Origin of the sequence: Acholeplasma hippikon (genome assembly GCF_900660755.1) — a bacterium.
In the GTDB taxonomy this organism is placed as follows: domain Bacteria; phylum Bacillota_I; class Bacilli_A; order Acholeplasmatales; family Acholeplasmataceae; genus Acholeplasma; species Acholeplasma hippikon.
Genome location: NZ_LR215050.1, coordinates 1215444 through 1241553, shown reverse-complemented (window position 1 = coordinate 1241553; position 26110 = coordinate 1215444). Strand labels below are relative to the sequence as shown.

The following is a 26110-nucleotide window of genomic DNA, read 5'->3' as shown; positions in this document are numbered from 1 at the left end:
TTTCAAAAACCGATGAAGAAATCACGTGTTTCTTTTAACGCTTTAATCAATACATCACAGTCTTCAATTGTATTATATATACCTACTGAAGCACGAATAGTGGCATTTTGCTCTAAATATCTCATGGTTAATTGGTTACAATGATGTCCTGCTCTCACACAGACTTCCATGCTATCTAAGAAGCTGGCAACGTCATGTGGATGCACCCCATCAATATTTAAAGTAATTAGATTTGTGTCAAAATCTTTGTTGTAAATCGTAATTCCTTTTTCATCTTTTAAATTTTCTAAAATATAATTTCTTAAATTTAATGTGTATTGGTATTTAGCTTTGCGATTGCCTTTCTTAATAAAGTCAATTGCACTCGCTAAACCAATTGCTTCTGCAATCGGTGGCGTACCTGATTCAAATTTATAAGGCACAGCTTTATATGTTGATTCTTTATCTAGATGAACCTTATCAACCATTTCTCCACCAAATTCAGCAGGATTTATCATTTCAAGTAAGTTTTTCTTACCATATAAAACACCAATACCATTTGGTCCATACATCTTGTGTCCAGAAAATGCTAAGAAATCAATATCTAATTTCTTCGCATCTATTTCAACTTGACTCGCGCTTTGTGCACAGTCAACAAAGACATAAGCACCAACTTTATGTGCTAGTTCAATCATTTTCTTAATTGGAGCAACATATCCAAACACATTTGAGATATGATGTGTCACAACTAATTTAGTTTTTTTACTTAACACTTTTTTAAAGTTAGATATTGTAATTGAACCTTTTTCAAGGGGAATAAACTTAACAACTGCCTTTTTCTTTTCAGCTAAATTTAACCAAGGAAGTAAATTTGAGTGATGTTCTAATTCAGAAATCACAATTTCATCACCTTCATTAATTAAATCTTGAATAGCATAAGCAAGCATGTTAATCGCATGTGTTGTAGACTTTGTAAAAACAATTTCACTTACATCTGCATGAATAAAATCAGCAACTTTAGCACGTGCGCCTTCATATAAATCAGTTGCTTCCGCAGCTAATTTATAAACACCACGGTGTACGTTTGTGCCATTGTATGCTAAATAATCCGATAAACTTTTGATTGCGTCCTTATGCTTTAAACTTGATGCTGCAGAATCAAAAAAGTGAATCTCAGGATGTTTTTTAAAAATTGGAAACTGTTTTTTAATTCGATCTACATTCATATTCTATATTCTTTCGTTTACTAAATTAATAACATTTTCTTTAATGACTTCATCATCAATTTCATCAATGACTGGTCTTAAGAATCCATTAATGATTAACTTTGTGGCTTCTTCTAAAGTTAATCCTCTACTCATTAAGTAGTATAATGTTTCTTCTTCTAATTTACCAACTGTTGCAGCATGTCCTGCAGCTTGAATATCATATTCATCGATAATTAGAATTGGGTTAACATCAATTTGAGCTTTATCATTTGTGATAATCCCTCTTAATGTTTGGAATGCGCTTGAATCAACCATTCCTTTTAAGACTTCACCTACACCATTTAATCTCACAATACCATTTTCACCTGCAATGGCAATATTTGTCATTTCAGCTGTTGTATGTGGCGCATGGTGAATCATGTGAACATCTAGATTTTGAACGTTATCTTTTGCTGAGATTGTAATTGTACGAACCTTTAATGAAGCACCTGGTTCAACTAAATCTAAGTGGATAACTGCATCAATCTTATGACTTACGAAACTTGCCATAAAATTAATATTTGCATCTCTATATAAATTACCTTTTAAATGAACTACTGATTTTTCTGTTTGAATGTTGCTGATTAGTAAGAATTTTAAGTTTGCATTTGCCTTAGCAGCAAAATTAATATAATAATCAGCGCTTCCTTCTACATGATCATCAATCGATAAGATGACTTTTGCAGAAGCACTTTCTTCAACAGTTACATCAAATTTTTCTAAGGTTCTGTCTAAAACTTTAATAGTTACTGTTTCGGTTAAATGAGCATTTTTTTGAATAGTAATTCCTGAATCAGTAATAATGACTCCAGGAATTGATTGAAATGAACGGTCTTTAGAAATAATAATTTGACTCATAATTATTCCTTACCAGCTTCGAAATCGATTCCTAACTCTTCTTTAACCCATTCATAACCATTTTGATCAATCTTAGTGATTAATTCTTGTCCACCAGTTAACACGATTTTACCATTAATCATGATATGAACGTGAGTTGGTTTAATATAATCTAAAATTCTTTGATAGTGCGTAATTAAGATACAACCAAACTCTGGTGAAATCATCTTATTAACATTCTCACCAACAATTCTTAATGCATCGATATCTAAACCTGAATCGATTTCATCTAAAATTGCGAACTTAGGTTTTAAAGTCTTTAATTGAAGAATTTCATTTCTTTTTCTTTCTCCACCTGAGAAACCTTCATTTAGGTAACGGTGAGGAAGATCTTCTCTCATTTTTAATTCTTCAGCATTCTTTTCATATTCCATAATAAATTTGATTAATGGGATATCTTCACCACGAACTGCTTTTAAAGCACTTCTCATAAAGTCTGAATTTGTAACACCTGAAACTTCTTGTGGATATTGCATAGCTAAGAATAAACCTGCTCTTGCTCTTTCATCTACTTCCATTTCTAATAAATCTTCGCCATCTAATGATGCACTACCTTCTGTTACTTGGTATTTTGGGTGTCCCATTAATGAAGAAGCTAATGTAGATTTACCTGTTCCGTTTGGACCCATAATTGCGTGGACTTCACCTGAATTAACAACTAAGTCTACACCCTTAAGAATCTCTTTATCTTCGATTGAAACATGGAGATTTCTAATATTTAAAGTTGACATGTTTTACTCCTTTTGTGTATTATTTTATTCTAACTCATTATAACATCTAATACCTTCAATACTCAGTTAGAAGCCTTGTAAATTAGATTTTTACACAATCTGAGTATTTATCGAATACATTACTATTTATTTTAACCTAAAATCGTAGTTTTATAAATTATATTTATAAGTATCAATCAAAGTTATTTTTTTTAATGTGTTATAATTAATAATCAAAGAGGAGGACGAAGTATGAAAAAAATAGCATTATCTATCTTTTCATTCATCATCATATTACTTGTAACTGCCTGTCAACCTAGTGGACCAAAATCATATACAGTTACATTTAAATATGATACAGGCGAAGTATTTTTAACTTCAACTGTTAAAGAAGGCGAAAGGGTTGCCGAACCTACTACAATGCCTTCAAAACCCGATGCTGATTTCAAATATTGGTATGAAACTGACATCGAAAAATCATTTATATTTACAACACCAATCAACAAAGACACTGTTTTAACAGCTTACTTTGAAGATTATGAATTTGTTACAGTTACATTACAATCAAATTTTGGTGAAACGATTGAAACATTGAGTGTTAAAAGAGGCAACATCATCGATGAAGTCACAACACCAACCAGTACGAATGGTTTATTCAAACATTGGTATGTATTAAATGTTGATGTTCCATTTGATTTAGATGCACCAATCAATAACTCAATTACTTTAATTGCTGCTTGGACTTATAACGCTAACGTTGAAGTCAATTATGTTTCTTATTTAGGTAAAGACGGGGAATTGGTTGCTAAATTACCTGTTCTATTAAATGAGAAAGCCCCAGCAGTGCCATTTAATTATTCAGATGTTACATTTAAGTATTTCTATACAGATAATCAAAATGAGCCTTATGACTTAACTGCTTCAGTAAGCGAAAATCTAACTTTACACGCAATGTTTTCAACATATGAAATTGAAATTGCTAATAAAGTTTCAATTCCATTTGAAAACACAACAACTGAGTTTGATGTCAAAAATGGTAACTTAGATATTTTCTATGCTGAAAATGGTTCAGTGCCTTATGTAAATGTTTATGAATTCTTAGCATTACTTAAAGGTTTTATTGACCCAGAATTATTTGAAACATTCGATTTTACTTTCGAAGATGGTGTATTAGATATTACTTATCAATATTATGATGATACTGAAGATGTAATCTATGATTTAATTTGTACAATTGATTTCAATAAAAACTTAATTTCTACAAATGACCCTGCATTCTACTGGGCATACATTTATTCAACTGAAACTAACTATGGTAGAAATATTGAATATGTTTTAGATCATCCAGATAAAGAATACACTGAAGGTATTGATGTTGTTTATAACTTAAACCTTTATAATTTAGACTTAGCTGTATATGGTGATGATTACTTAGCACCTTTATACATCGTTAACCAATTATTTGCCGGTTCAAGTTACTACAATGTTTACTTTAACGGTGATAAATTATTCGGTATTTATGGTCAAGTATCTAGTTCAGATCCTGCATATAATAAAATTAGACGTTCTAGCAAGAACAACACAAAATTACCAGAAGATTTACTTCAACATAATTATGATGTCTTAGCATTTAATATGGATCATTTCTATGGATTAAAAGATTATAAAGAAATTAATTCATTCTATGATGTACTTCAAACTTATAAATCAGGTTTAATGAATAGCGACCCTAAAGTAGTCACTGCTACTGTTCAATCCATCTTAATGAAGAAATTAGATGAACTACATACCTCATATGGATTTGCCGGTTATTATAATGCATCAACTTATAACCCGCCAGTTACACAATCATCTTATGGTTCTAACGTTTTAAACTGGTATTTAAATGGTTTATATATCGTTGATGATGCAATTGCAGCAAAATGGAAAACTGGAACAACTTCTGGTTGGGCAGCAGATTCGATTCGTCGACCTAAATATTGGTTAATTGATGATAATTCAGCAGTTATTTCATTTGATGGATTTGAAACAATGGATATTGAAGAAACAACTATTTGGGATGATGAACCATATAACTATGTATTCAAACAAACAAATATTCTTCCAGCATTAAATGGTGGTAACAGATACTTTGTTTATAATCAATCAACCGGAAAAGATACAATTACTGAAACACTTATTTGGGGTATCTCACAAAACGACTTAACAAGTTATGCTTCAACCTTAATTAATGATGGTTGGGAATTTGTTAAAGAAGACACTACACAAACAGATTACCGTGCTAATGGCTATTATAAGAAGACAATTAATAATGTAACTTATATGGCTACTATCGCATATAATAACCTTTATGATACGGCCTATATTGGGCTTACAAAGGGAATTCCTACAAATTACAACAATGCTTGGAAAATAAAGAGTGACGTGGTAAACTTAATTTACAGTGACTCGGCTGTTTACATTGAAACAATGATTAGAGAAATCAAACAAAATCACCCAACTGTTAAAAATATTGGTTTAGATATTACATTCAATACAGGTGGTAATGTTGGTGCTTTATATCGTATAGTTGGTCTAATGACAAACGAACCTTTCGCAGTATCTAGCTATGATGGTGAGACAAAATCTTACTCTACTTCTTATGTAACAACTTCATACAATGCATATGATGAATATGAGTGGTTCTTACTACAAAGCGTTGTTTCATTCTCAGCAGCAAATGAATTATCAACAATTTTCAAACAAAATAACTTAGGTAAGATTATTGGTCAAACTTCTGGTGGTGGTACATCATCAATTACACCAATTTTATTACCAGATGGTACTTTCTTTACAATGAGTAGCCAAAACATGAACATGATTCGTTTAGCGGATGGCACTTATATTACAAATGAAGCTGGTATTACACCAGATTATGAAATTGCTATTGAAGATTTATATAATAATGAAATATTAGCAGGTATCTTAAATAATTAATGAACGGAGAAGCATATGAACGCACAAGCTATCTTACGAAAACGTAATCTATACTTTGGAATATTCTTAGGTATACTCGCAGTCTTTATTACCTTAATCATCGTAATTGGTGTGACTGTAACAGATTTAAATGATTTAACTTTATATTACTTAATATTATTCCTAGGTTTTCTTGTTGTTGTCTTATACTTCAAAAAACTATTAGCATCTTATAACAACTTAGCTAAAATTGCTAAAGTCATTCAAGTTCAAGCAGGTCCAATTCCTTTCAGAACAAATGTCATTGAAAACCCAAAATCATTCTATGATGCCGGTTATCAAGTACACTCAAATAATCAAGACTATACAATTTTATATAAACTTTTAGTTGAAAAAAATATTAAGTATGGAAAACATAAGCGTTTATATATCGCTTTATTAATTAAAAATAAAGGTTTCGATTTCTATAATAAAAATATGCATGATGATATTAATCGTTTAGAAAACAAATTCAAACGTAAAGAATTTCCTAACAAATATATGATTACTGCGTTTAAAGCATTTGATACAATGACTGAAGAACATATTAAAGCTATTGGAGAAGTGGTTTGTTACTCAGTATCAAAACAATCTTATGTCCAAATCAATGTTGGTCTAGCATTAGATGAAAAGTTAGCTTACTTCCTATATAGTGATTCATATGATCCAAATCGTTATTATAAAGAAGCTGTAGAAATTATTAAAAATTCAGTTAAATAAACTATAAGCATCTACTAACATAGTAGGTGCTTATTTTTTGCATAAAAAAACCAGAACAATTAAGTTCTGGTTCTTATTTATATACTGATTAAAAAGATTGCGACTAAGATATAAATCAAACAAATCACAATTATATCTAAAGTATCCTTTTTATGACTAGGTGATTTTTCATCATAGTATTCTTTAAAGTTTCCATATTCTTCTTTTGTCTTTTTTGAATTTAACCACATTTTTGATGTGTAAGAAAATCCTAAGAAAACTCTTGTTGCCCCAGTAAACATAATGACTGAAACACAAAGAACTGAAATTGCAATGACGAAGATTGAGTTAGATATATAATCTAATCTCATTTCAAATCCATAAACTAGCCAGAATATCAATGTTGATGCAAGCGCGATAGATAAGGTAATGATTGAATATCTTATAAATTTACTCATATTACTTATTTATTTGCTGCAAGTTTTTTCTTGTATTCTTCGAATTCTTTATCGTTTGCATAGATTAAGTGATCAGGTTCGATTTCTCTTAATGTTGGTTTGTCTACACTGTAATCATGAACTCTTGGATCATATTTGATAACGCCTTTACGAGCTCTTTCGAAGTCTGGGTCTGGCATTGGGATAGATGAGATTAATGATAATGTGTATGGGTGTAATGGGTTATTGAAGACTTTGTCTTTGCTTCCCATTTCAACGATCTTACCTAAGTACATAATCGCGATTCTGTCAGATAAGAATTTAACTACTGATAAATCATGGGCGATAAATAGAATTGTTAATCCTAATTTATGTCTTAACTCATTTAATAAGTTAATAACTTGAGCTTGAATTGATACGTCTAGCGCACTGATTGGCTCATCGGCAATGATTAATTGTGGTTCAGAGATGATCGCACGAGCGATACCAACTCTTTGACGTTGACCACCTGAGAATTCATGTGGATAGTGATCCGCATGGTCTGGTTGTAAGCCAACAAGTTTTAAAACTTCATATACCTTTTCTAAGACGATATCATCATGTTTGATACCATTGATGTATAAACTTTCAGCAATAATGTCTTTAACATTCATTCTTGGGTTTAATGAATCAATTGGGTCTTGGAATACCATTTGCATCTTGTTAAGAAGTGGTCTATTGAAGAATTTTGGAGAAGTAATTTGAGTTGTAATTTCTGATTGATACTCTCTAACTGCTTTGTTCTTCTTACGACGAACTTCACGATAGATTGCTAATTCTTCATTATGAATTCTTTCTTTAGTATCAGGATCAGTATTTGCTGGTAAGCTATCAGTTTGTTTGAAAGCTTGTGCTTTGAAAGCAGCAAAAGCAGCATTTTCTTTTCTAATTAATTCTTTTAATTCAGCAATTCTTTTTTTAGCAGCTTCTTTATAAGCTTCTACTTCTTCTTTAGCTGGACGATATTTTGTATTTTGATCATGATTTCTTTGTTTAATTTCAGCTTTTAACTCATCAATTCTTGATTTTGTTTGAGCCTTTAATTCAACAATTTTTGATGTCTTATCGGCTTCTGATAAGTTAACATCTAATTTAATTTCTTTGATTTTAATTGGTAATTCAGCTTTTAATTTAGCAATTTCATCCTTGCATCCTTTTGTACCTGCAACGATTCTTTTACCTAATAAATATACTTCACCATCAGTAGGTTTGTAGATTTTAATAATTGTACGACCAGTTGTTGTTTTACCACAACCAGATTCTCCAACTAAACTGAATACTTCACCACGTTTAACTTCGAAAGATACGCCATCAACAGCTTTGTTAAGCATTTTATACTTACCAACACCTGTTTTGAAATGTTGTTTAAGATTAACAACCTTTAAAATTACATCATTATTGTTTTCTGTCATGGTTATTTACCTCCTAAACGCTTGATTTCTTCTTTCATAGCGACAATTCTTTCTTTAATTACATCTGGCATTTCTAATTTAGGTGCGTCTGGATGTAACAACCAAGTTGCAGCATAGTGAGTTTCACTTACTTTAAACATTGGAGGTTGTTCTTCAAAATCGATTGCCATTGCATATTTGTTTCTTTGTGCAAATGCATCACCTTTAGGTGGGAATAACATATTTGGTGGTGTACCAGGAATTGTTTGTAATTTATCTTTAGAGTTGATATCTGGCATTGAACTCATTAATGCCCAAGTATATGGGTGTTTTGGATCATAGAAAACATCATCTAAAGTACCATATTCAACAATTTTACCAGCATACATAACCGCTACACGATCAGCAATATTAGCAACTACACCTAAGTTATGGGTAATAAATACAACACTTAGGTTACGTCTCTTCTTAATATCTTTGATTAATTCAAGAATTTGTGCTTGGATTGTAACGTCTAAGGCAGTTGTTGGTTCATCACAGATTAAGATTTCAGGTTGAGCCATTAATGCAATTGCAATAACGATTCTTTGCTTCATACCACCAGAAAATTGAAATGGATACATCTTGAAACGCTTTTCAGGTTCAGGAATTCCAACTTCTTTCATGATCTTATAAGCTTCTAATTTTGCTTCATAATGTGTTACTTTAATTTTTCTTAAATAAGCATCTTTGATTAAGAATAATTCTCTACGATATCTTGCAGTTGAATATTCATTTCTTAATTGTTTTAAGATTTCAATATATTGGGGAGTTCCCTTTTGAGATGCAGCCAACTTAGCTTGTAATTCAGCCTTACCATTCTTAAATGTAGAAATGTATAATTCTTTTTCTTTTAGATATTGTTCTTTATATTGAACATATTCTTCTTCAATTGTTTCTTTAGCTTTTTTCTTCGCTTCAATTAATTTAACTTTAGTTTCACTAATAACTGCTTTAATCTTAGCGATTTCTGCTTTCTTAGTTGCTTTATCAAATGAAGCATCCGCTTTGATTTCATTTAATCTTAGGATTGCATTTGTATAAGCAACTTCTTCAGCATTATATAATTCTTTTATTTTATTTTCTTTTCTCTTACCATTTAAAATCATCGCTTCAGTAATTTGTTTACCGACTCTCATGATTGGGTTTAAAGCTGAAGTTGGGTCTTGGAAAATCATACCAATTTTACGACCACGAATTTTGTGGAACTCTTCTTCTGGAAGCTTTAAAAGGTCTCTTCCTTCATAATGAATTTCACCATGGTTGACAACCGCATTACCGGCTAAAATACCCATAATTGATCTTGATGTTACAGATTTACCAGAACCTGATTCACCAACGATTGCTAAAGTTTCACCTTTATATAATTCATAAGATACACCACGAACAGCTTGAACCATTCCGGCATTTGTTCTAAATGATACTGAGAGGTCTTTAACTTGAATAACTACTTCTTTTTTATTCATATTATTCTTGCCCCCTTAATGATGGATTCATTGCATCACGTAAAGCATTACCGAATAAGTTGAACGCGATCATGATAATAATGATAATAATCGCAGGAATTAATACTAAGTAGAATCTTCCTGGAGTTGTCATGTTGTTTTGTCCTTCATAAAGAATGATACCTAATGATAAACCTGAAAGTTTAAATAAACCAAAGTTTAATGTTGAAGATTCACCTAGACCAAAACCTAAATAAGATAATGATGCTTCTGTTAGGATCATTGATGGAACTGATAAGATAACTGATGTAATAATATAGCCTAAACCATTTGGTAAGATATGCTTGAAGATTAATCGAGCATCACTTGCACCAAGTGTTCTAGATGCTAATACATATTCTCTACCTCTATATCGATAGAACTGGATACGAGTCATACCCGCAACGCCAATCCATCCAGAGTATGTTAAGTAGATTAATAGTAATCCAAAACCAGCACCAAATTCAATATAAAGAATTGTTAATACGGTTAACCCTGGGAATGCACTTAAGACTTCAACGAAACGTTCCATTGCAAAGTCAATTGTACCTCCAAAGTAACCTGAGATAGAACCCCAGACAATACCGATAACGATGTTAATCACTGATACAATAACACCAAGTAATAATGAAGTACGTAATGATAACCAAACTTCAGCAAATAAGTCACGGCCTTTACCATCTGTTCCAAATAGGAAGAATGGAGTTTCAGTGTAACCTGATGCTAATAAACCATTTTTAAGAACTCTATATGAGAAGTAAGGTTGACCATCTGGTCCAGTAATTGGAGTAGTATATGAAACAACTTCTACTAATTCGAAAGGACCACCTTCAAATTTCCAACCCTTCTTAGGATCAGCAGGATCGTTATAAACGATTGCATCTCGCATTTCTGGGTTTTTCTCTAAGATTGCTTCATATTCAACGTTTGAGATTGTTGCTAATCTGTTTGCAAAGATATCATTATATTTATAATATGTAAATGCAGCTTTAATAGTATACGCATTATTTCTAATCCATGTACCACCAAATCCTGTCATTGTAATTGAAGACCATTGTGATAAAGTATAGCCTTCAAATTCAATATCTTGTCCTTTACCTTCTGGGAAATCAAATGAAATTGAGTTAATTGAAACTCTATCTCTTGATTCAGGAGATTCAAAGACGATTGCTAATTTACCAGATACAGTATCTTCAACTAAAAGTTCAACTGCTTCTTCAGTTGCTTCAGTAATTTCACCTAATTTAACATAATATGCTAAACTTTCTGGGTCTGTTTCAAGCATACCTTCAGGTAATAATTCTGTTAAATTATTTGGTTTAATGTAAATAGTTAATTTACCATTTTCTGCAATTGAGTTTAATGTTACTTTAACTAATGTATTCTCAGCAAACGAAACATTTGTATTGTACATTACAATGTGTGCTTGTCTATTATTTAAGATAATATCATTTGTACCACCTAAATATTCAGGTGTTTTATTATTACCATATTCATGGAAGTTTACTAATGAACCGCTCTTAATGAAGTTTTTGTCATAGTTGTTGAATTGATCACTCTTTGGATAGAATAACCTATTTTCAAATACATCATCTTCAGCAGGATTGATTAAAACATAGTTATCAAAATCTACGTTAGCGCTCTTCACTTTAATTGTTCCATCTAAAATACCAATTTTTTCTAGTAATGGAACTCTTGGAGGTAAATATCTCATGTTTGCATTATTTGCAGATGAGTAATCCTTAGGTGTTAGGATTGGTACAAAAATTGATAGGAATATAACCATTGCTACAATTGTTGTGGCAATTAGGTTTAATTTATTTTTCGCAAAGCGAACCATCGCATCCTTTAAGAATGAACGTGGTTTTCCTTCAAACTTTGCATCGAAGATTTTTTCATTAATATCAACGAATTGGAATTTTGATTGATCAATTCTCTTATCCATTTGAAGCTCCCATCTTGATTCTTGGGTCGACTAATCCATAAGACATATCAATTAAGATACCTGTGAATAAACCGATGAACCCGAAGAATGCAGTGTCATACATGATTACGTTATAGTCTGGTTGTCCACCAAGTGTTGCTTGTAGGAAGACCCATCCAGCACCTGGGATACCATAAACTTGTTCAGTAATACCTGCACCACCAAATAAACCAACAAAGCTGAACATTAAGCCTGGTAGGATTGGTGTTAATGAGATACGTAAAGCATGTCTGTAAATTGCTTGTCTCTTTGAAAGACCTTTTGTTCTTGCAAGTAAAACGAAATCTTGAGTTAAACCATCTGCTAACTCAGCTCTAACACGTCTTGATAAACTTGCAATACCACCTAATGATAATGATGCAACCGGGATAACGTGGCTCAACATACGTTGCGCTAGTGGCATATCCTTAGCTGCCCATGTATATGGTAACCAACCTAAGTCAGAACCAAACCATTTCATTAATAACATAATAACTACGAAACTTGGTAATGAAATAAAGACCATGATAATAACAGAAACGATATTATCAAATAATTTGTCTTTCTTCATAGCTGCGGTAATACCTAAGAATAATCCAAATGGAATTTGGAAAAGAATAACTAAAAGGTTAATACCAATTGTGTAACCAAATGAACGATTTAAAACTGTAGTTGCATCAACATTCATTTGAATCTTCGTTGAAACACCCCAGTCAAATTTAGTGAATACGTTTCTTAACCATTCACCATATTGTTTAGCCACAGGAACACGTTCAAAAACCCAGAGTACTCTGATTGGTTTATTTATGTCTTGATCTGTATAGATTGTATATAATTTTGGATTAGCCTCATATTGTGCTTGTAAAGCTTTTAACTCTGCCGGAGTTAATGGCTCTGAATCTGGCGTAGGTTTATAATCTATGTCAATTACTAATCTAGTCATATAACCATCGTTCCAGTTTCTTACTAACCATGCCTTTTTATCGTCATATTTAGTAGGCGGATATTCTGGTTGGATTTTTAAGAATACGAATGTAATTGTTAAGATGGACATTAAGACTATAAACACCCATAATAATCTTGTAAGAAAATATCTTAACATGTGAATCTCCTATCTATTTTTATATAATATTATATATTATATCAAAATTTCATTTATTTTAAAAATATATAATGTATAATATTAAAAAAACATAATTTCATATAAATTTTGTATTTTTTATACAACGAAACCACCCTTCGTTTGAAGAGTGGTTTTTTCTTGTTGTATAACTCTATTAATTATTTACTTTTAATCTTAGTAAAGTAAGATTGATGGTAATAAGTTACCTTCAGCATCTGTTGGAGCAACTAAGCCGTATTCTGCTGCCCAGTCAGCACTATCTCCACCTTCAGCCCAGTCTGGACCATAGATAACATATGTGCTTCCTTTAGCAAATTCAGCTCCCCACTCACCTTCATAATCTTCAGCCGAGAAGTAAGTGTATCCTAAATCTTCGAATAATGCTTTAACTTCAGCAAATGTGTAGTTAGCTGGTAATACTACCCAGATTCCACCTAATGCTGATTCATCTTCTAAGATTTGGAATCCTTCACCTGCAAATGTAGGTAAAACAGTCACATCAACGAAGTCTTCTAAGTGATTCTTAACATCTGTCCAAGTTGCATAATCACCAGGTACTAATACTGGTGGAACATCATCACCATCAACGATTGTAGCTTTACCATTTAAGGCTGTAGCAATCGCATCAAATGAGAATAATTGAGTGATCTTTGGAGTATTTGGATTTCCGTCATGATCCCATTCAACTGGAATTACTGGTAATGAAGTATCAACACCCCAGTTAATTGTGAATCCACCACGGTTGTCTGATGAGAATACATCTAAGAATGAAGATGCATCTAATGCTGAACCTGAGATACCATCGATAGCAACATCGAATTCACCAACCATCATGTAATCATAGTAGATTCCAGGGAATGGAGTATCTAAGATTTCTACTGCAATCTTAACATGGTTAGTTGAATCATATAGTTTTTCAAATTCTTGTTTCACGAAGTCTGCACGTAATTGTGTAGCTTGTGAAGTTGATAATTGCATGAATCTAACTTCTAAGTTAATAACTGTTGGGTTAGCTGCTGTACCTGCAGTGTAGAAACCTTCAGCGATTGCTTTTTCTACTGCTGCATTGAAGTAAGCTTGTGCTAAACCTGCGTTGAAGCCCCAAGATTCGAATTGATATTCGTCAGCTACTGCTTGACCTTGAGGAGTTGAACGGTAAGGAATACCTGATTCTGGATCTACATAGTATGCAGATGAGAAGTAAGTATGACCTAAACCTGAAGCTGGTACCCAGTCTTCTTGTAGCGCTTGTCTATCTAAGATGAAGTACATAGCTTTTCTCATTTCAACATAGCCTAAGATTGGTTCTGGAACATAAGTTGAACCAGGGAATTGAGCTTGTTGAGCTTCAACAGTCTTAAGACCGTTTACGTTTAATCTCCAAGTTGTAGCATCTGGAGTTTGTAATAATCTTGGATCTGAGATAAATTCAGATAAACGAGCATTTGGAATTGCTGCTGATTCTAATTTACCATCTAAGAATGCTTGGAACGCAACTTCTGATGAGTTGTAGATATAGATATCCCAACCAGTCCATTGAGTTTCTGAAGCATGAGGATATTTCTCATTCTTAATGTATCTTGTTACTTTACCTGATTCGTGTGAATTCATGATGTATTCACCAGATGAAGCAACTGTTAATTCGTTTGTACCATATTGGTTGCCATGTTTTTTATATAAATCTTCGTTCATTGCTGGCCATCCCATTAAGTAGTACACATCGAATAATGCTTTAGCATTCTTAGTTGTGAACTCTAATGTGTAGTCATCAATCTTCTTGATACCAACTTTAGCCCATTCAGCGTCTAATGCAGCTAATTGATCAGCTGTTGGAGTACCACCAGCACCATAGATTTCAGAAGCTAATTTAGAATAACCTTCTGCTCCTTGGATTTCTGATACGAAGTCACCACCACCTGAAATTGCACGGAAGAAGTTTCTTGTTAATGCTTCTCTGTATGTCCAGTAGAAGTCATTAGCATCAATCTTTAAGTCAAATCCTGTAGTATTAATATTTGAGTTGAATGCCCATTCTAAGTCTTGTCTTAATGTAACTCTCCATACTTTAGATGTTACTTTACCGTTAACGATTTCTTGGCTAGCAGCTGGAGCTTCAGGAGCTTTAGCAGCTAATGCTGGAACGAATTCCCAACCGTTTCTAGCATCGTTTAATGTAGCACGGAAGAATGTACCTTCGATAAAGTCTAAGTATGTAGCTGAAACTGAGTCATCATAGATCCAGTAGTTTAATGTTGAGAAGTCTTGGTTATTCCAGTCACGGTAAGTATATTTACCAGCTTGACCATAAGTACCGTCAACACCTAAAACTTGTGAGTCATCTTTAGTGATCTCAGCTAATCTTGTACCCCAACCATATGATGGGATGTAATCTGTTACAGGTAATGTAACACGATCAGCTAATAAACTGAATGAGTTAGCAACGTAGTACGGAATACCACCAGCCATGTAGTCTAATAGGTATTTTTCTGCAGCTGCGAAGAATGTATGTTTAGTGTCCGCATCTGCAAACTTAAGATTTAGTACGCCATTATATTTTGTACCATCTAAGTTTGGTTCTGTTACTGTCACTTTTCTAATTTTTTCTGTTGTTTTGTCGCCACTGTCAGTTACTGAGTAAGTAAGTGTATAAGTAGCTACTGTATTAACATCTACTGTGCCTGTTACAACAATTTTGTCAGTTAGATTGCCGTCTTCTTTATCTGAAGCAGTAACGCCTGCTTTAGGGTCGAAGGCTGTGCCTACAACGATAGATGTATCGTTAGCACCGCTAATCACTGGAGCATTGTTTGTCTTAGTACATGCAACTAGTAATGTTAATGATAAAAGTAAGAATCCGTATAATACTTTTTTCATTTTTTCTCTCTCCTTAAAAAATATTTAATAGTATTTTACCAAAAAATAACAAAAATCAACAATAATACGTATTGAAAACGTTTTCAAATGTTTTTTTATGCTTTTCGTCCCCCTTTTTGAACAAAAACACCCTGTTTCAAGCATTTTTTATGCCTCAACAGGGTGTTATTCTTAAGTTTTCTTATTTTGACTTGTTTGCATTACGCTTTAATGCATTCACAATTGGAAGAATTAAAGCAATAACTAAAATTGCAGTAAGTAATAATCCTAGATCAACAAGTGTTCTACCTTTAACAAATAGTGTAATGAATGTTGGTAGTAATGCAATAACAATAAGTGAAATAGCAAGGATTAGGTCTTTTTTAGCTTTAAGGAAATTTTTCATGGTTTGACTCCTTTTAAATTTATGTTATCAATACTATATCATGGTTTTTATATTTTCGCAATTTTTTGATTAACTTTTATCTATTTTCTCACACATACGTGCATACACATGCGTATATTTATATGTATTATTCACGATTTGTTTGACAAAGTAGTTTTCTATGACTAAAATGTAGTTAGTTATCAATCGTATGGAGGATTATTATGACAACTAAAGAACTCATCTACAAGAACGCAATTGAATTATTCTCACAATATGGTTATCAAAATTTAGGTATGCGTGATCTTGCAAAAAGCGCAGGAATCAAAGCTTCTTCTATTTACAATCACTACAAATCTAAGGAAGATATTCTCTTAGATATTGCTAATGAATTAGTAAATGAATTAAAAGAAAATGTTTATCCTCTATATAAGGTAACTGATTTAAGTCCAAAAGAGTTTTTTAAAAACATCTCATTAAAGACAAATCAATTTTTTGAACAAAAACATATTAATACACTAACAGGAATACTAATTCCAGAAGAATTTTCAAGTCAACGTTTAAAAAAATTATTACATGAAGAATTTATCGTTAAACCTAGAACCGCTTATACTTATTACTTTAAATCATTAATGGATAAGGGTTTAATGCGTACTGAAGATCCAAAACTTGCTGCGAAGATGTATCATTCATTCTTCGTTTACCACTTCTATGAAAAATACTTAACTAACGATCCAGAAGGATTCTTGGTTAAAGATGAATCAATCTTTGTGAATCATATTGATTTATTCATGAAATACTTCGATATCAAGTAAACCCAGTCTTAATGATTGGGTTTTTTCATGCAAATAAATATTGATATTTTATTTTAACTATATAATGAAACTGTGGAGGTATGACATGGAATTATTAGGAAAAAAAGTCTTAACCATTGTTTCAAATGATTTTGACGATTTAGAATTCTTCTATCCAATGATTCGATTAAAAGAAGCTGGATGTGAAGTAACAATTGCTGCTGAAGAAGCAAACAAAGATTATAAAGGTAAATACGGTTTACATACAAAATCAGATGTTGCCTTTAAACAAGTGGATATTAAATCATACGATGGTATCATTATCCCCGGTGGATGGGCACCAGATTATTTAAGACGTCTTCCAGAAGTTTTAAACTTTGTAAGATACATGCATGATAATAAAAAGATTATTGGTGTGATTTGTCATGCTGGTTGGGTATTAAGTTCTGCCGGTATTTTAAAAGATGTCCGTATGACTTCAACCCCCGGTATTAAAGATGATATGATGTATGCTGGTGCACTTTGGGCAGATGAACCTGTTGTTAGCGATGGACACATTATTAGTGCACGTCGTCCACCAGATTTACCACTTTATTTACCTGAGTTAATCAAAGCACTCAAAAAGTAAAAATAAAGCAGATGACTATTCATCTGCTTTTTCTTTATCTATATATATTTCATTTTTTCTTAATATAAATACTTCAAGTAAATATATAATTAATAATCCAAAAAGTACACCAGCACCATCAATTGCAACATCGAAAATACTTGATGCTCGGCCTGGGATGAAATACTGAATAAATTCATCAATTAAAGCAACCAATAATCCATAAATAAATGTTATTGGGTATCTATAATTATACTTTTTAAAAATAAAAACCCAAGTAATTCCTAGGATAAAAAACTCCGTAAAATGAGCAAGTTTTCTAATCATTAGCGACAATAAATCGATACTTATACCGATATTTAATTTATTTAAAATATGATAGATGAACTCAGTGATACCACCACTTAAGTTTGCACTATCGTTGCCCGGTAAAATCGAGTTAATCCAAATAAACAAATTGATTGCTATCCCAAGTGAAATCAGTGCTTTTCTTTTTATCATTAAATACTTCTCTTTCTCTTTCAATGCTTTTATTAAGATGTTTTATTAAATAAGTATCCCACACCTAGTAGTGGATTTCTTACTTATCTAAAATCAGTATAACTAAATTATCTTACACTTTACTAATTTATATTATAAACTACCTTTTATTCCGTTTTTAAAGTCAGTATCCTTCATATAAAGACTAACCATCTTAATTTTAATCATCAGACACTCTTTAACAAACAAATAACGATAATAACTTTCATAATCTTCAATGTTTTTTACATTAATAATATCTCTTAGTGTTTCTATTGTAATTACTTTTATTTTTTGATCAAGTTCTTTTTTTATTTTTTCTAATTTATTTTTAATCTCTTTATTTAAATCATATAAATAATCTAAGTAACTTCTCTTATCATAAAAGATTTTATCTATATTTTTTGCTAATATGTTTTCCATACATTCCTCTTTCTACCAAAAAAAGAAAAATGCCATCGTTTGATGGCATATAAATAACTAGGATTATATATAACCATCAATCAAGCATTAGCACCTTACCTTAGGCAGGTTGCTGAAGGGTCATAGAGCTTGTCTCTCTCCTTCTCTTTATGGTAATTCTATTGTATATAATATTCAATATATAATCAACTATTCTTTCTTATAAACACAACAATACTTTGCATATAAATTCCTTTAATTCAAATCTAAATAAGAAAAGTGGACAATACGACATTGTCCACTTTTTTTTAATTAGTTAAGTGATGAAATTTGTCCACTTGCATATTGTAAGACTTTTAATACTTCCCAAGTTGATAAGTTACCACTATTATCTAAGTCTGCTTTTAAGAATTGTTCTGCTGTCAAGTTTAAACGTCCATTAATTGCTTGAAGCATCATTAATGCATCTAGTGTTGATACGATGCCATCACCATTCACATCTCCCTTAGCACTGCTGTCAACCGCAAGTTGAACAACTGTGTTAATTGGATTTTCGGCATTTCCATCTCGAGTATAGTTAATGCCATCGAATGCTTCGATATAGTACTCTAATCCAGCAAGTGTAATATCACTTGAAGAAATAACTGCAGTATACTTATCATTATTGTTTGTCATTGTTAAAACTTTCCATGTATCAGCGCCTGTAATTCTGTAGTAAACCTTAGCCGAGTTTACAGCAATATTATCATTAATAATTGCAGAAATAACTAAGTTTGAATTTGTAAATGCTTGATAAATTCTTGTATGGTAAATATTTGGAGCCATTTTATCAAACGCTCTTACAATCACTTTGCCGGAAGGTTCTGATTCTGTAAGATCTGTCTTAACAACAGTAAAGTTATAGTAATACATCTTTCCTGGTTGTACAGAAGTATCTAATAATGTCGTTTCATCAATACCTAAAACATATTGATTAATCCTTGTATATAAACCATGTTCTTGTTCACTTCTATAAATATTAAATCCTGCTAATGTATCAAAGTCATCTTGGAACCAAGTTAATCTAATACCTTCATAAGTAGCTTCTGCTTGCATTAACATAGCTTGTGCAGCGGTTGTATCAATTTCAAATCTAAATCTTGCTGTATCAGGCATTAATCTAAAGAACGATTGCCCTTCTACGTGTCCATTTTGAATACTAAAGAATTGATTACCATTTTCAATAATAGTAGTTAATTGATATGTTCCAACCCACATGCGTGGTGTTTCATATGAACCTTCAATTAAACGTTCAGCATATGGTGCACTTGAACCAAAGGCAACTCTTAATGGAATGGATGTTTCCATGTCTTTATTAAAGTGAACTTTAACCGTGATTAATTCATTACCAACTTTATCTACTTTTAAGCCGGATTCATTATAAACTTCAACATCAACTACAAACGGGAATGCAGTTTCTGGTGCTTCAGTTAGGAATTCACCAATAATAATATCCTCTAATGATGGGAAGATGTCAAAATCAATAATGTGTTTTTGAATTAAGTTTAAATCGATTGTTCCCCAGAAGTTACCAGCAACCCCATTGATTGCAGTGTAACTATCTGTAGATTGACCTTGGATTCTAAACCATAAATCAAGATTAGTTAAATTGAAATTATTTAAAATAGCATTTCCAGTAAATGAAGTATTATATCCAGATAGGTATAATTTACGAATGATTTCATCAATATCTTCTCTACTAATCGCTTTTCTATTATTTGTATATGTTTCAAAATTCACTTCAATTAATTCATTTCCTATGCCATTTTCGTCAATTAGTGCATTTTCAGGAATGACTAATTGATACTCAGTTCCTTGTTTAAGTACGCCTGTTGACCATACATTAAGTACGCCTTTATTGAGTGATTTATTAATTGAAACACTTTGCTCTGTCTTCTCTGTTAACTTGATTTGTTGATACGCTGGTCCTATTTGAGCGTAATTAAAATAGAATTTGAAATCTTGTCTTGTAGATATATTAGTTGCTTGATCTAATATTGACTGACCTAATAATTCAATAGGTTGGTATGTTTCAAATCTAAATTCAAATTTCTCATTGACCAAACCAAGTGAGTCTACAATTCTATTTTCTAAAATAACTACTTGATAGTTCATGCCATGAACTAATGTTGGTTTAATGATTAATTGATTTTCTATAACTTCAGTATCAAATTCAACCAAATTGCCATCACTTGTTAAGATACTGATGCCATTTACATCCAGAGTAATATCATTTGCGAATGTTAGTTTAATTTCCTCATCAATTGCTTTTCTTAGGTTGTTTTCATGTGAGTTTGTTTGATAAACTAGCTTCTTATCCACACTGAAACTAAATTCTAACGCTTCACTTGATCTTCCATGATAGTTAGCAAACGCATCTTCTGGAATAATTAAACGATATGTTCCATTTAACAATGTTCCTCGTACGATTAATTCATTGTTAACTAAGGATAGCGTAATTGAATCAATAACTTCATTACCTTCATTTAAAAGATGAATGTTTCCAAAATTATTTGACATGATTACTAAATTAAATTTAACTTTATATTCGATTTTATCTTGTTCAAACACTTTTGAATCATCCACATTTGGACTGATAACTTCAATTGGTCGATCAATACCATAATAATTGAATGATTGAGAATAATAAGTGTTTTGTTTTCCATTAACGTTTCTTACTGAGTAATCTTGAACGACCACGTAATAGTATTGTCCATGAACAAATGATGATGAAGTAATAATCAATTTATTACCATCAATTCTTGTGTTTATAGGAATACTTCTTCCTGTTGATCCATTATTGACATAAATTCTTGTAAAGTTTCTATCTTTAAAAATTTCCTGATTAAATTCAATAACAATCGAATCGTCTTCTAATCTAGAATGATAAATATTTGAATTTTCAATTTGAAGATTTGGAGTAGTTATACCTGATTTAAGAATAATATTAGAAATACCTGTGTTTGAGCGTGTGTTATTTAACAGATGCATGTTGTAGTCATTTCGTCCAATCATGTAAATTTCATTTTCTGTTATAACAACCATATCACGATAACTTTGTTTAACATCAATGATATTTGATTCAAACGTATAAATCATTTCTTTTTCAATTGGCGAGATTCTATTTCCGTCGCCTAAATATAATGTATTACCTTCAATAATCATTTGGAATTTTTGGTATGATTCACTATTTACATATAAGTATTCTGTAATAGTTGGTTCATAATCATAAATGCCAAAATTGTAGTAGTTTTGATCGTCATAGAACGAAACCGAATGATAAAATTGATATACTTGTTTAATATTTCTATAGATTAACGTTGGTTTATTACCAGTATTATTACTTCCACCAATTCTATATAAATCATTGGTCTTTGTTAAGATAAATGTGTAGTAATTAGTAGAGTAAACTTCTTTAACATTATTCATTAGTTTATATGGAACATTTACGTTTGTTGTTGTACCATCGCCGATTAAGCCATAATAATTATTTCCGATACTAAATAATTCATCTTTATCATTAATAAGATAATATGTGTCCTGGTATCTTGCTCTAAAAATATGCTTGATATTTGTTATTTGATTAAAATCAAAATTACTATTAGTTTGATTTAAGGTACCATTACTTGAAAGATAACTCATTAAGGTTGTTCCATTTTCATCAATTAATATTAAAGTATAATCATGCGCATAAAAATCTACTATTTTCATTTCTGTATTCGAAGTAATCTTTCTTGGAATAGATATATACTCTCCCCAAGCATAAATTTCATTATTAGATAAAACAAAGACATGTGAGTATGTAGCTACTACTTTATCTATTTCGTTTGAAATCACTTCATCAACTACTTCTAAGTATAACTCTGCTGCAAGATCAGTTCCCTTAACATATGCTTCAATTAATGTATATCCATTTTGAACCTTAACAAGTTTTTCTCCGTCAAAATAAGCAACTTCTGGGTTTGTACTTGTAATGACTAAATCCTCTTTATCACCGTAAATTGGATTAATAATTAATTGAATATCATCATCATTTGCTAATGTTGTTTGAAGTTTATTTCTAGTAAATTGTAGAGACTTAATTTTATTTGAAACCTTAAAGTTTACTTCATTAAGCACATCACCCTGCTGGTTTTTAATAAAGATTGTTACATCACCAACATCTTTAGTTATGATATATCCATGTTCATTAACACTCGCAACTGATGGATTACTTGATTCAAAAATAAGTTTTCTTTCAGTCGTATTATATGGATATAATTCATATTCTAATTGGAACGCTTGATTAACATCCATAATCTCATCAATTGGATAAACAATAACTTCTTCAAGTGATAATTGATGTGATACATTAACTGTTATTTCTGTACTAAAACCAAAGTCTTCTGTATAAATAATAACTTTTGCTTGCCCGATATTATTTGGCTTAATTAAACCATTATCATCGACTGTTAGTATATAGTTATCTGATGATTCATATATTAAATTAGTTGCGTCATATTGTGAGATTTGAATTTGATGATTATCTTCTAAATCAAGATAAATATTACTATCAATCACATTAAATGAAGAAATATAGTTTTCTTTTGTAAACTCAAAATATGCATAATTTACTGCCTGAGATGGTAATGCGTGAGCTTTATAATTACTATTAAAATATCCATGATATGGGTAATTTGAATCACTACCAATAACTGAGCCATCATCAAAAGTTAGATTTCCATTTATTTTTTTGGCACTAAAGTAAGCTAAATCATAATAATTTCCAAAGAGTCTTTCAATCGTTTGTACATTTTCAAAAGTGGCAACTTTAGCATCTAATCTTTCAGCAAGTTTATCCCAACTTTCTGGGAGTTTACTTGAATTTGAATATAACCTTATGTATGTTTTTCCAGTATAGTTATCAAAAGTAATGTTATTTACTGATACACCGTTTGATGAAGCATAATACGTTGATGCAATAGAATCATATTCGCCTTCTTTATAATTATTTAAAATAACATTATTTTCAAGTACTCCTGATCTGAAATTAATTGTACTTTGAACAATGATACTATCATAAAGATTTCCATAGAATTGAGGTTTATAGTAATAGTAATATCCAGTCATTCCATAGAAAATTGATTGATACACATTATTAATAGATAACTCTAAGCCACCGTATGATTCATGAATCTTACCTTCACTTAAGTATCTATAATAATCTGGCATATTTGGATATATTTTTGTAAAGTATGTATGACGTGCTTCAGTAATTCTTAAGTGTGGGTTAGAAATTTCAACATAATCAAATGAAACGAATCCAGCACTCGATTCTCTGATTTCTACACGGAATTGATTCATCAATTCACTTGGAAAAATCTTGATTTTTTCTTCCTCAGTTCCATGTACAATCATTCTACCTTGAACATTAATATATGCCATAGAATTTTCAGCATACGCATCATTTGGATCGTTTGACCAAAATTGTATTTGTGTTCCTGGTTCAACCGTCAAGGTTACACCAGGTAAAACTGTCATAGTATTTGCTAAAATATAGAAATTATCTTTTGTTAATGTTGTATCTTCTCTAACAACAGAAGGTAGAATTGTACCTCTTCTAACATTGAAGATGATGTATTCATCTTTATTTCTATACGCTGTTTGGTCTTCCTCATCAAGTCCATTTTTATACGTGATATTAACATTTAGTTTAACAACATAGTCATTCGGAGTATCTTCTCTTAACTTAATTCTTAATGATTCTTCTACCCCTTTAATTTCGGAACCATTTCTTTCTAAGTTATCTTTTGTTGAATATGTTCCTACACCTTGGAAATTATATTCACCTTTAATGATTTCAACATATGGGTCAGTTACACCGCCTGGCGTTAGTGTGTCTATTGTTACAATGGTATCTTTACTCATACCCCAACGATTTCTAATGACCACGCCAACATCAATGATTTCGCCTGCATCCACATAGCCATCACCATTATTTTTTGAACTTAATTTCTTAGAATCAAATAAATAGTAATCATTTAAATTAATTTGTGGTTTTGGTAATGTTGTAAATGCTGACAAACTATCAACAATCATTGGAACATTGATTTGAACTGGAATAAATGTCCATGCTTCAAGTTTAGAAGCTCCATTGATTTGACCCATAATAAATTTATTTGTATAGATTTCTCTATCTGTATATTTCGATCTTAAAAGTGCTGCAACTGCTGATACATAAGGTGCAGCCATTGATGTTCCTGACCATGCACCATATCGATCATTAGGTAAAGTTGATAAAATTGCTTCACCTGGTGCGTACACTTCATACTCAATATTTGAATAAGCGTAACCATCCCAGTTAGAGAACCCTGATTGTAAGCCTGATGGCCCAACACTCATAACCCCAATAACATAAGGAACCGCAGCTGGATAATTCGGAATAACTGGGCCAAACCACCCAGGAATTAATTCATTTGGTAAACCATCATTCCCTGCCGCTGCGACTAAAACCGATCTTGTATAAGCTAGTGATAAAGCATCTTGAACAGCAAGTGAAAGACTTGAGCCACCAAAACTCATGTTAATCACATCTGCTCCATTTTCATAAGCATAGATAATTGCTTGCGCAATACTTGATTGTGTAAAGAAGCCGCTAGACATACCTGCTTTGATAGCCATAATCTTTGTTTGGTAGGCAATACCTACAATACCTTCTTTATTATTTGCTGCAGCGATAATACCTGCAACGTGGGTACCATGTCCATGGTCGTCTAAGACTTCCGTATTATTTGCGATTGTATTAATCCCATAATAATCATCTATATATCCGTTGCCATCATCATCAATACCGTTATTTGGAATTTCTCTAGCATTTACCCACATATTAGCAGCTAAATCTTTATGATTATAGTCTACCCCTGTATCAATAACTGCTACAACAACTGATGAATCTCCACCCGAATTCATATTTTGTTCTTCTAAATAATCCCATGTATCTTTCACTCCAAAGGCATCTAAATACCATTGTTCTCCAATTCTTGGATTATTTAAAACATCATCAATGTCTACTTCGTTATAACTGCCCACAGTCTCAGTTTTATGTAGATAGTTATAGTCAACAAAGATGAATCCTTCTACTTGTCTTGCTGCTTTAATAAAATCTTTTGGTTTTTTATCATCTTGTAATTTTATTAAGTACCAAGCTTCATTTCCTAAATTGACGTTTTGCTCAATTTCTAAAGCACCTAGTTCATACAGTTTATGTTGAAGGCGACCAAGATCGTATTTTTTCATTTTAACAAGTGCCGTATGACTGTCATATGATGCTTCATCAACCTCTAGTTGATATGCAACATCAAAAGGAACTAATAAGTTACCATCTTTATCAAAATGCGTAACTTCTTCTCTATCTTTTCCGTTATATACATATTCTGAGTCACCTTTGTCTTTGACATTACATGCCACCAAGAACAATAAGCTAACGATGAACATTACCGAAAGAAATATTTTTTTCATTTTTATCCCCTT

General features: G+C 31.6%; 16 protein-coding genes, 3 pseudogenes and 1 riboswitch. Of the genes and pseudogenes, 4 read left to right on the top strand and 15 right to left on the bottom strand.

Features of this window, described 5'->3' with window-relative positions; genetic code table 11:
• Window positions 1–2 precede the first annotated feature (2 nt).
• Genes EXC59_RS06080 through sufC form a run of 3 tightly spaced genes read right to left on the bottom strand, consistent with a single transcriptional unit; the run spans window position 3 to window position 2854 of the window.
• Window positions 3–1205 (bottom strand): aminotransferase class V-fold PLP-dependent enzyme, encoded by a 1203-nt coding sequence (locus EXC59_RS06080; RefSeq protein WP_162164083.1) that lies wholly within the window; start codon window positions 1203–1205, stop codon window positions 3–5.
• A 3-nt stretch (window positions 1206–1208) separates the two neighbouring features.
• The gene (locus tag EXC59_RS06075; RefSeq protein WP_035370019.1) at window positions 1209–2084 is read right to left on the bottom strand and encodes a SufD family Fe-S cluster assembly protein; all 876 of its coding nucleotides are present in this window, start codon (window positions 2082–2084) and stop codon (window positions 1209–1211) included.
• 2 nt (window positions 2085–2086) lie between these two features.
• Window positions 2087–2854: a Fe-S cluster assembly ATPase SufC gene (sufC, locus tag EXC59_RS06070; RefSeq protein WP_035370020.1), complete on the bottom strand. Its 768-nt coding sequence runs from the start codon at window positions 2852–2854 to the stop codon at window positions 2087–2089.
• A 231-nt stretch (window positions 2855–3085) separates the two neighbouring features.
• Here sufC and EXC59_RS06065 point away from each other — a divergent pair, with 231 nt between their 5' ends.
• Both EXC59_RS06065 and EXC59_RS06060 read left to right on the top strand, forming a co-directional pair.
• Window positions 3086–5809 carry a S41 family peptidase gene (locus EXC59_RS06065; protein ID WP_035370021.1) on the top strand — a complete coding sequence of 908 codons (2724 nt, stop codon included), beginning with the start codon at window positions 3086–3088 and terminating at the stop codon, window positions 5807–5809.
• A 15-nt stretch (window positions 5810–5824) separates the two neighbouring features.
• Window positions 5825–6547, top strand: a complete 723-nt coding sequence (locus EXC59_RS06060; protein ID WP_035370022.1) for a hypothetical protein — start codon at window positions 5825–5827, stop codon at window positions 6545–6547.
• Between the two features lie 77 nt (window positions 6548–6624).
• On the opposite strand, the gene EXC59_RS06055 is transcribed toward EXC59_RS06060, so the two are convergent.
• The 9 genes and pseudogenes from EXC59_RS06055 to EXC59_RS06020 form a co-directional block, all read right to left on the bottom strand.
• Complete coding sequence (locus EXC59_RS06055) at window positions 6625–6984, bottom strand: DUF3899 domain-containing protein (RefSeq protein WP_035370023.1); 360 nt, start codon at window positions 6982–6984, stop codon at window positions 6625–6627.
• Window positions 6985–6989: 5 nt separating this feature from the next.
• Window positions 6990–7685, bottom strand: a pseudogene (locus EXC59_RS07275) (ATP-binding cassette domain-containing protein); the annotation flags it as partial.
• A gap of 360 nt (window positions 7686–8045) precedes the next feature.
• Window positions 8046–8333, bottom strand: a pseudogene (locus EXC59_RS07270) (ATP-binding cassette domain-containing protein); the annotation flags it as partial.
• Between the two features lie 83 nt (window positions 8334–8416).
• The gene (locus EXC59_RS06040; RefSeq protein ID WP_408608875.1) at window positions 8417–9541 is read right to left on the bottom strand and encodes an oligopeptide/dipeptide ABC transporter ATP-binding protein; all 1125 of its coding nucleotides are present in this window, start codon (window positions 9539–9541) and stop codon (window positions 8417–8419) included.
• 168 nt (window positions 9542–9709) lie between these two features.
• Window positions 9710–9832 (bottom strand): annotated as a pseudogene (locus EXC59_RS07265) (ATP-binding cassette domain-containing protein); the annotation flags it as partial.
• Window positions 9833–9899: 67 nt separating this feature from the next.
• A complete protein-coding gene (locus tag EXC59_RS06035) occupies window positions 9900–11861 on the bottom strand; it encodes an ABC transporter permease (protein WP_051659080.1) in 1962 nt (653 codons plus the stop codon).
• On the bottom strand, window positions 11854–12981 hold the full coding sequence (locus EXC59_RS06030; protein ID WP_035370025.1) for an ABC transporter permease: 1128 nt from the start codon (window positions 12979–12981) through the stop codon (window positions 11854–11856). Before EXC59_RS06030 ends, EXC59_RS06035 begins: the two co-directional genes overlap by 8 nt.
• 195 nt (window positions 12982–13176) lie before the next feature.
• Window positions 13177–15876 (bottom strand): ABC transporter substrate-binding protein, encoded by a 2700-nt coding sequence (locus EXC59_RS06025; protein WP_035370026.1) that lies wholly within the window; start codon window positions 15874–15876, stop codon window positions 13177–13179.
• A gap of 181 nt (window positions 15877–16057) precedes the next feature.
• Window positions 16058–16261, bottom strand: a complete 204-nt coding sequence (locus EXC59_RS06020) for a hypothetical protein (RefSeq protein ID WP_035370027.1) — start codon at window positions 16259–16261, stop codon at window positions 16058–16060.
• Between the two features lie 203 nt (window positions 16262–16464).
• Between EXC59_RS06020 and EXC59_RS06015 the strand changes: the two genes are divergently transcribed.
• Window positions 16465–17055, top strand: coding sequence for a TetR/AcrR family transcriptional regulator (locus tag EXC59_RS06015; protein WP_035370029.1), 591 nt, complete (start codon window positions 16465–16467; stop codon window positions 17053–17055).
• A gap of 85 nt (window positions 17056–17140) precedes the next feature.
• On the top strand, window positions 17141–17662 hold the full coding sequence (locus EXC59_RS06010; protein ID WP_035370030.1) for a type 1 glutamine amidotransferase domain-containing protein: 522 nt from the start codon (window positions 17141–17143) through the stop codon (window positions 17660–17662).
• Between the two features lie 15 nt (window positions 17663–17677).
• Here the strand turns inward: EXC59_RS06010 and EXC59_RS06005 are convergent, their stop codons facing one another.
• The 3 genes from EXC59_RS06005 to EXC59_RS05995 all read right to left on the bottom strand — a co-directional run bounded on the left by EXC59_RS06005 (window position 17678) and on the right by EXC59_RS05995 (window position 26098).
• The gene (locus EXC59_RS06005; protein WP_051659081.1) at window positions 17678–18142 is read right to left on the bottom strand and encodes a VanZ family protein; all 465 of its coding nucleotides are present in this window, start codon (window positions 18140–18142) and stop codon (window positions 17678–17680) included.
• A gap of 132 nt (window positions 18143–18274) precedes the next feature.
• On the bottom strand, window positions 18275–18583 hold the full coding sequence (locus EXC59_RS06000; RefSeq protein ID WP_035370031.1) for a hypothetical protein: 309 nt from the start codon (window positions 18581–18583) through the stop codon (window positions 18275–18277).
• Window positions 18584–18653: 70 nt separating this feature from the next.
• A riboswitch (SAM riboswitch) is annotated at window positions 18654–18739 on the bottom strand.
• Between the two features lie 135 nt (window positions 18740–18874).
• The gene (locus tag EXC59_RS05995; protein ID WP_084145275.1) at window positions 18875–26098 is read right to left on the bottom strand and encodes a S8 family serine peptidase; all 7224 of its coding nucleotides are present in this window, start codon (window positions 26096–26098) and stop codon (window positions 18875–18877) included.
• Between the last annotated feature and the right edge of the window lie 12 nt (window positions 26099–26110).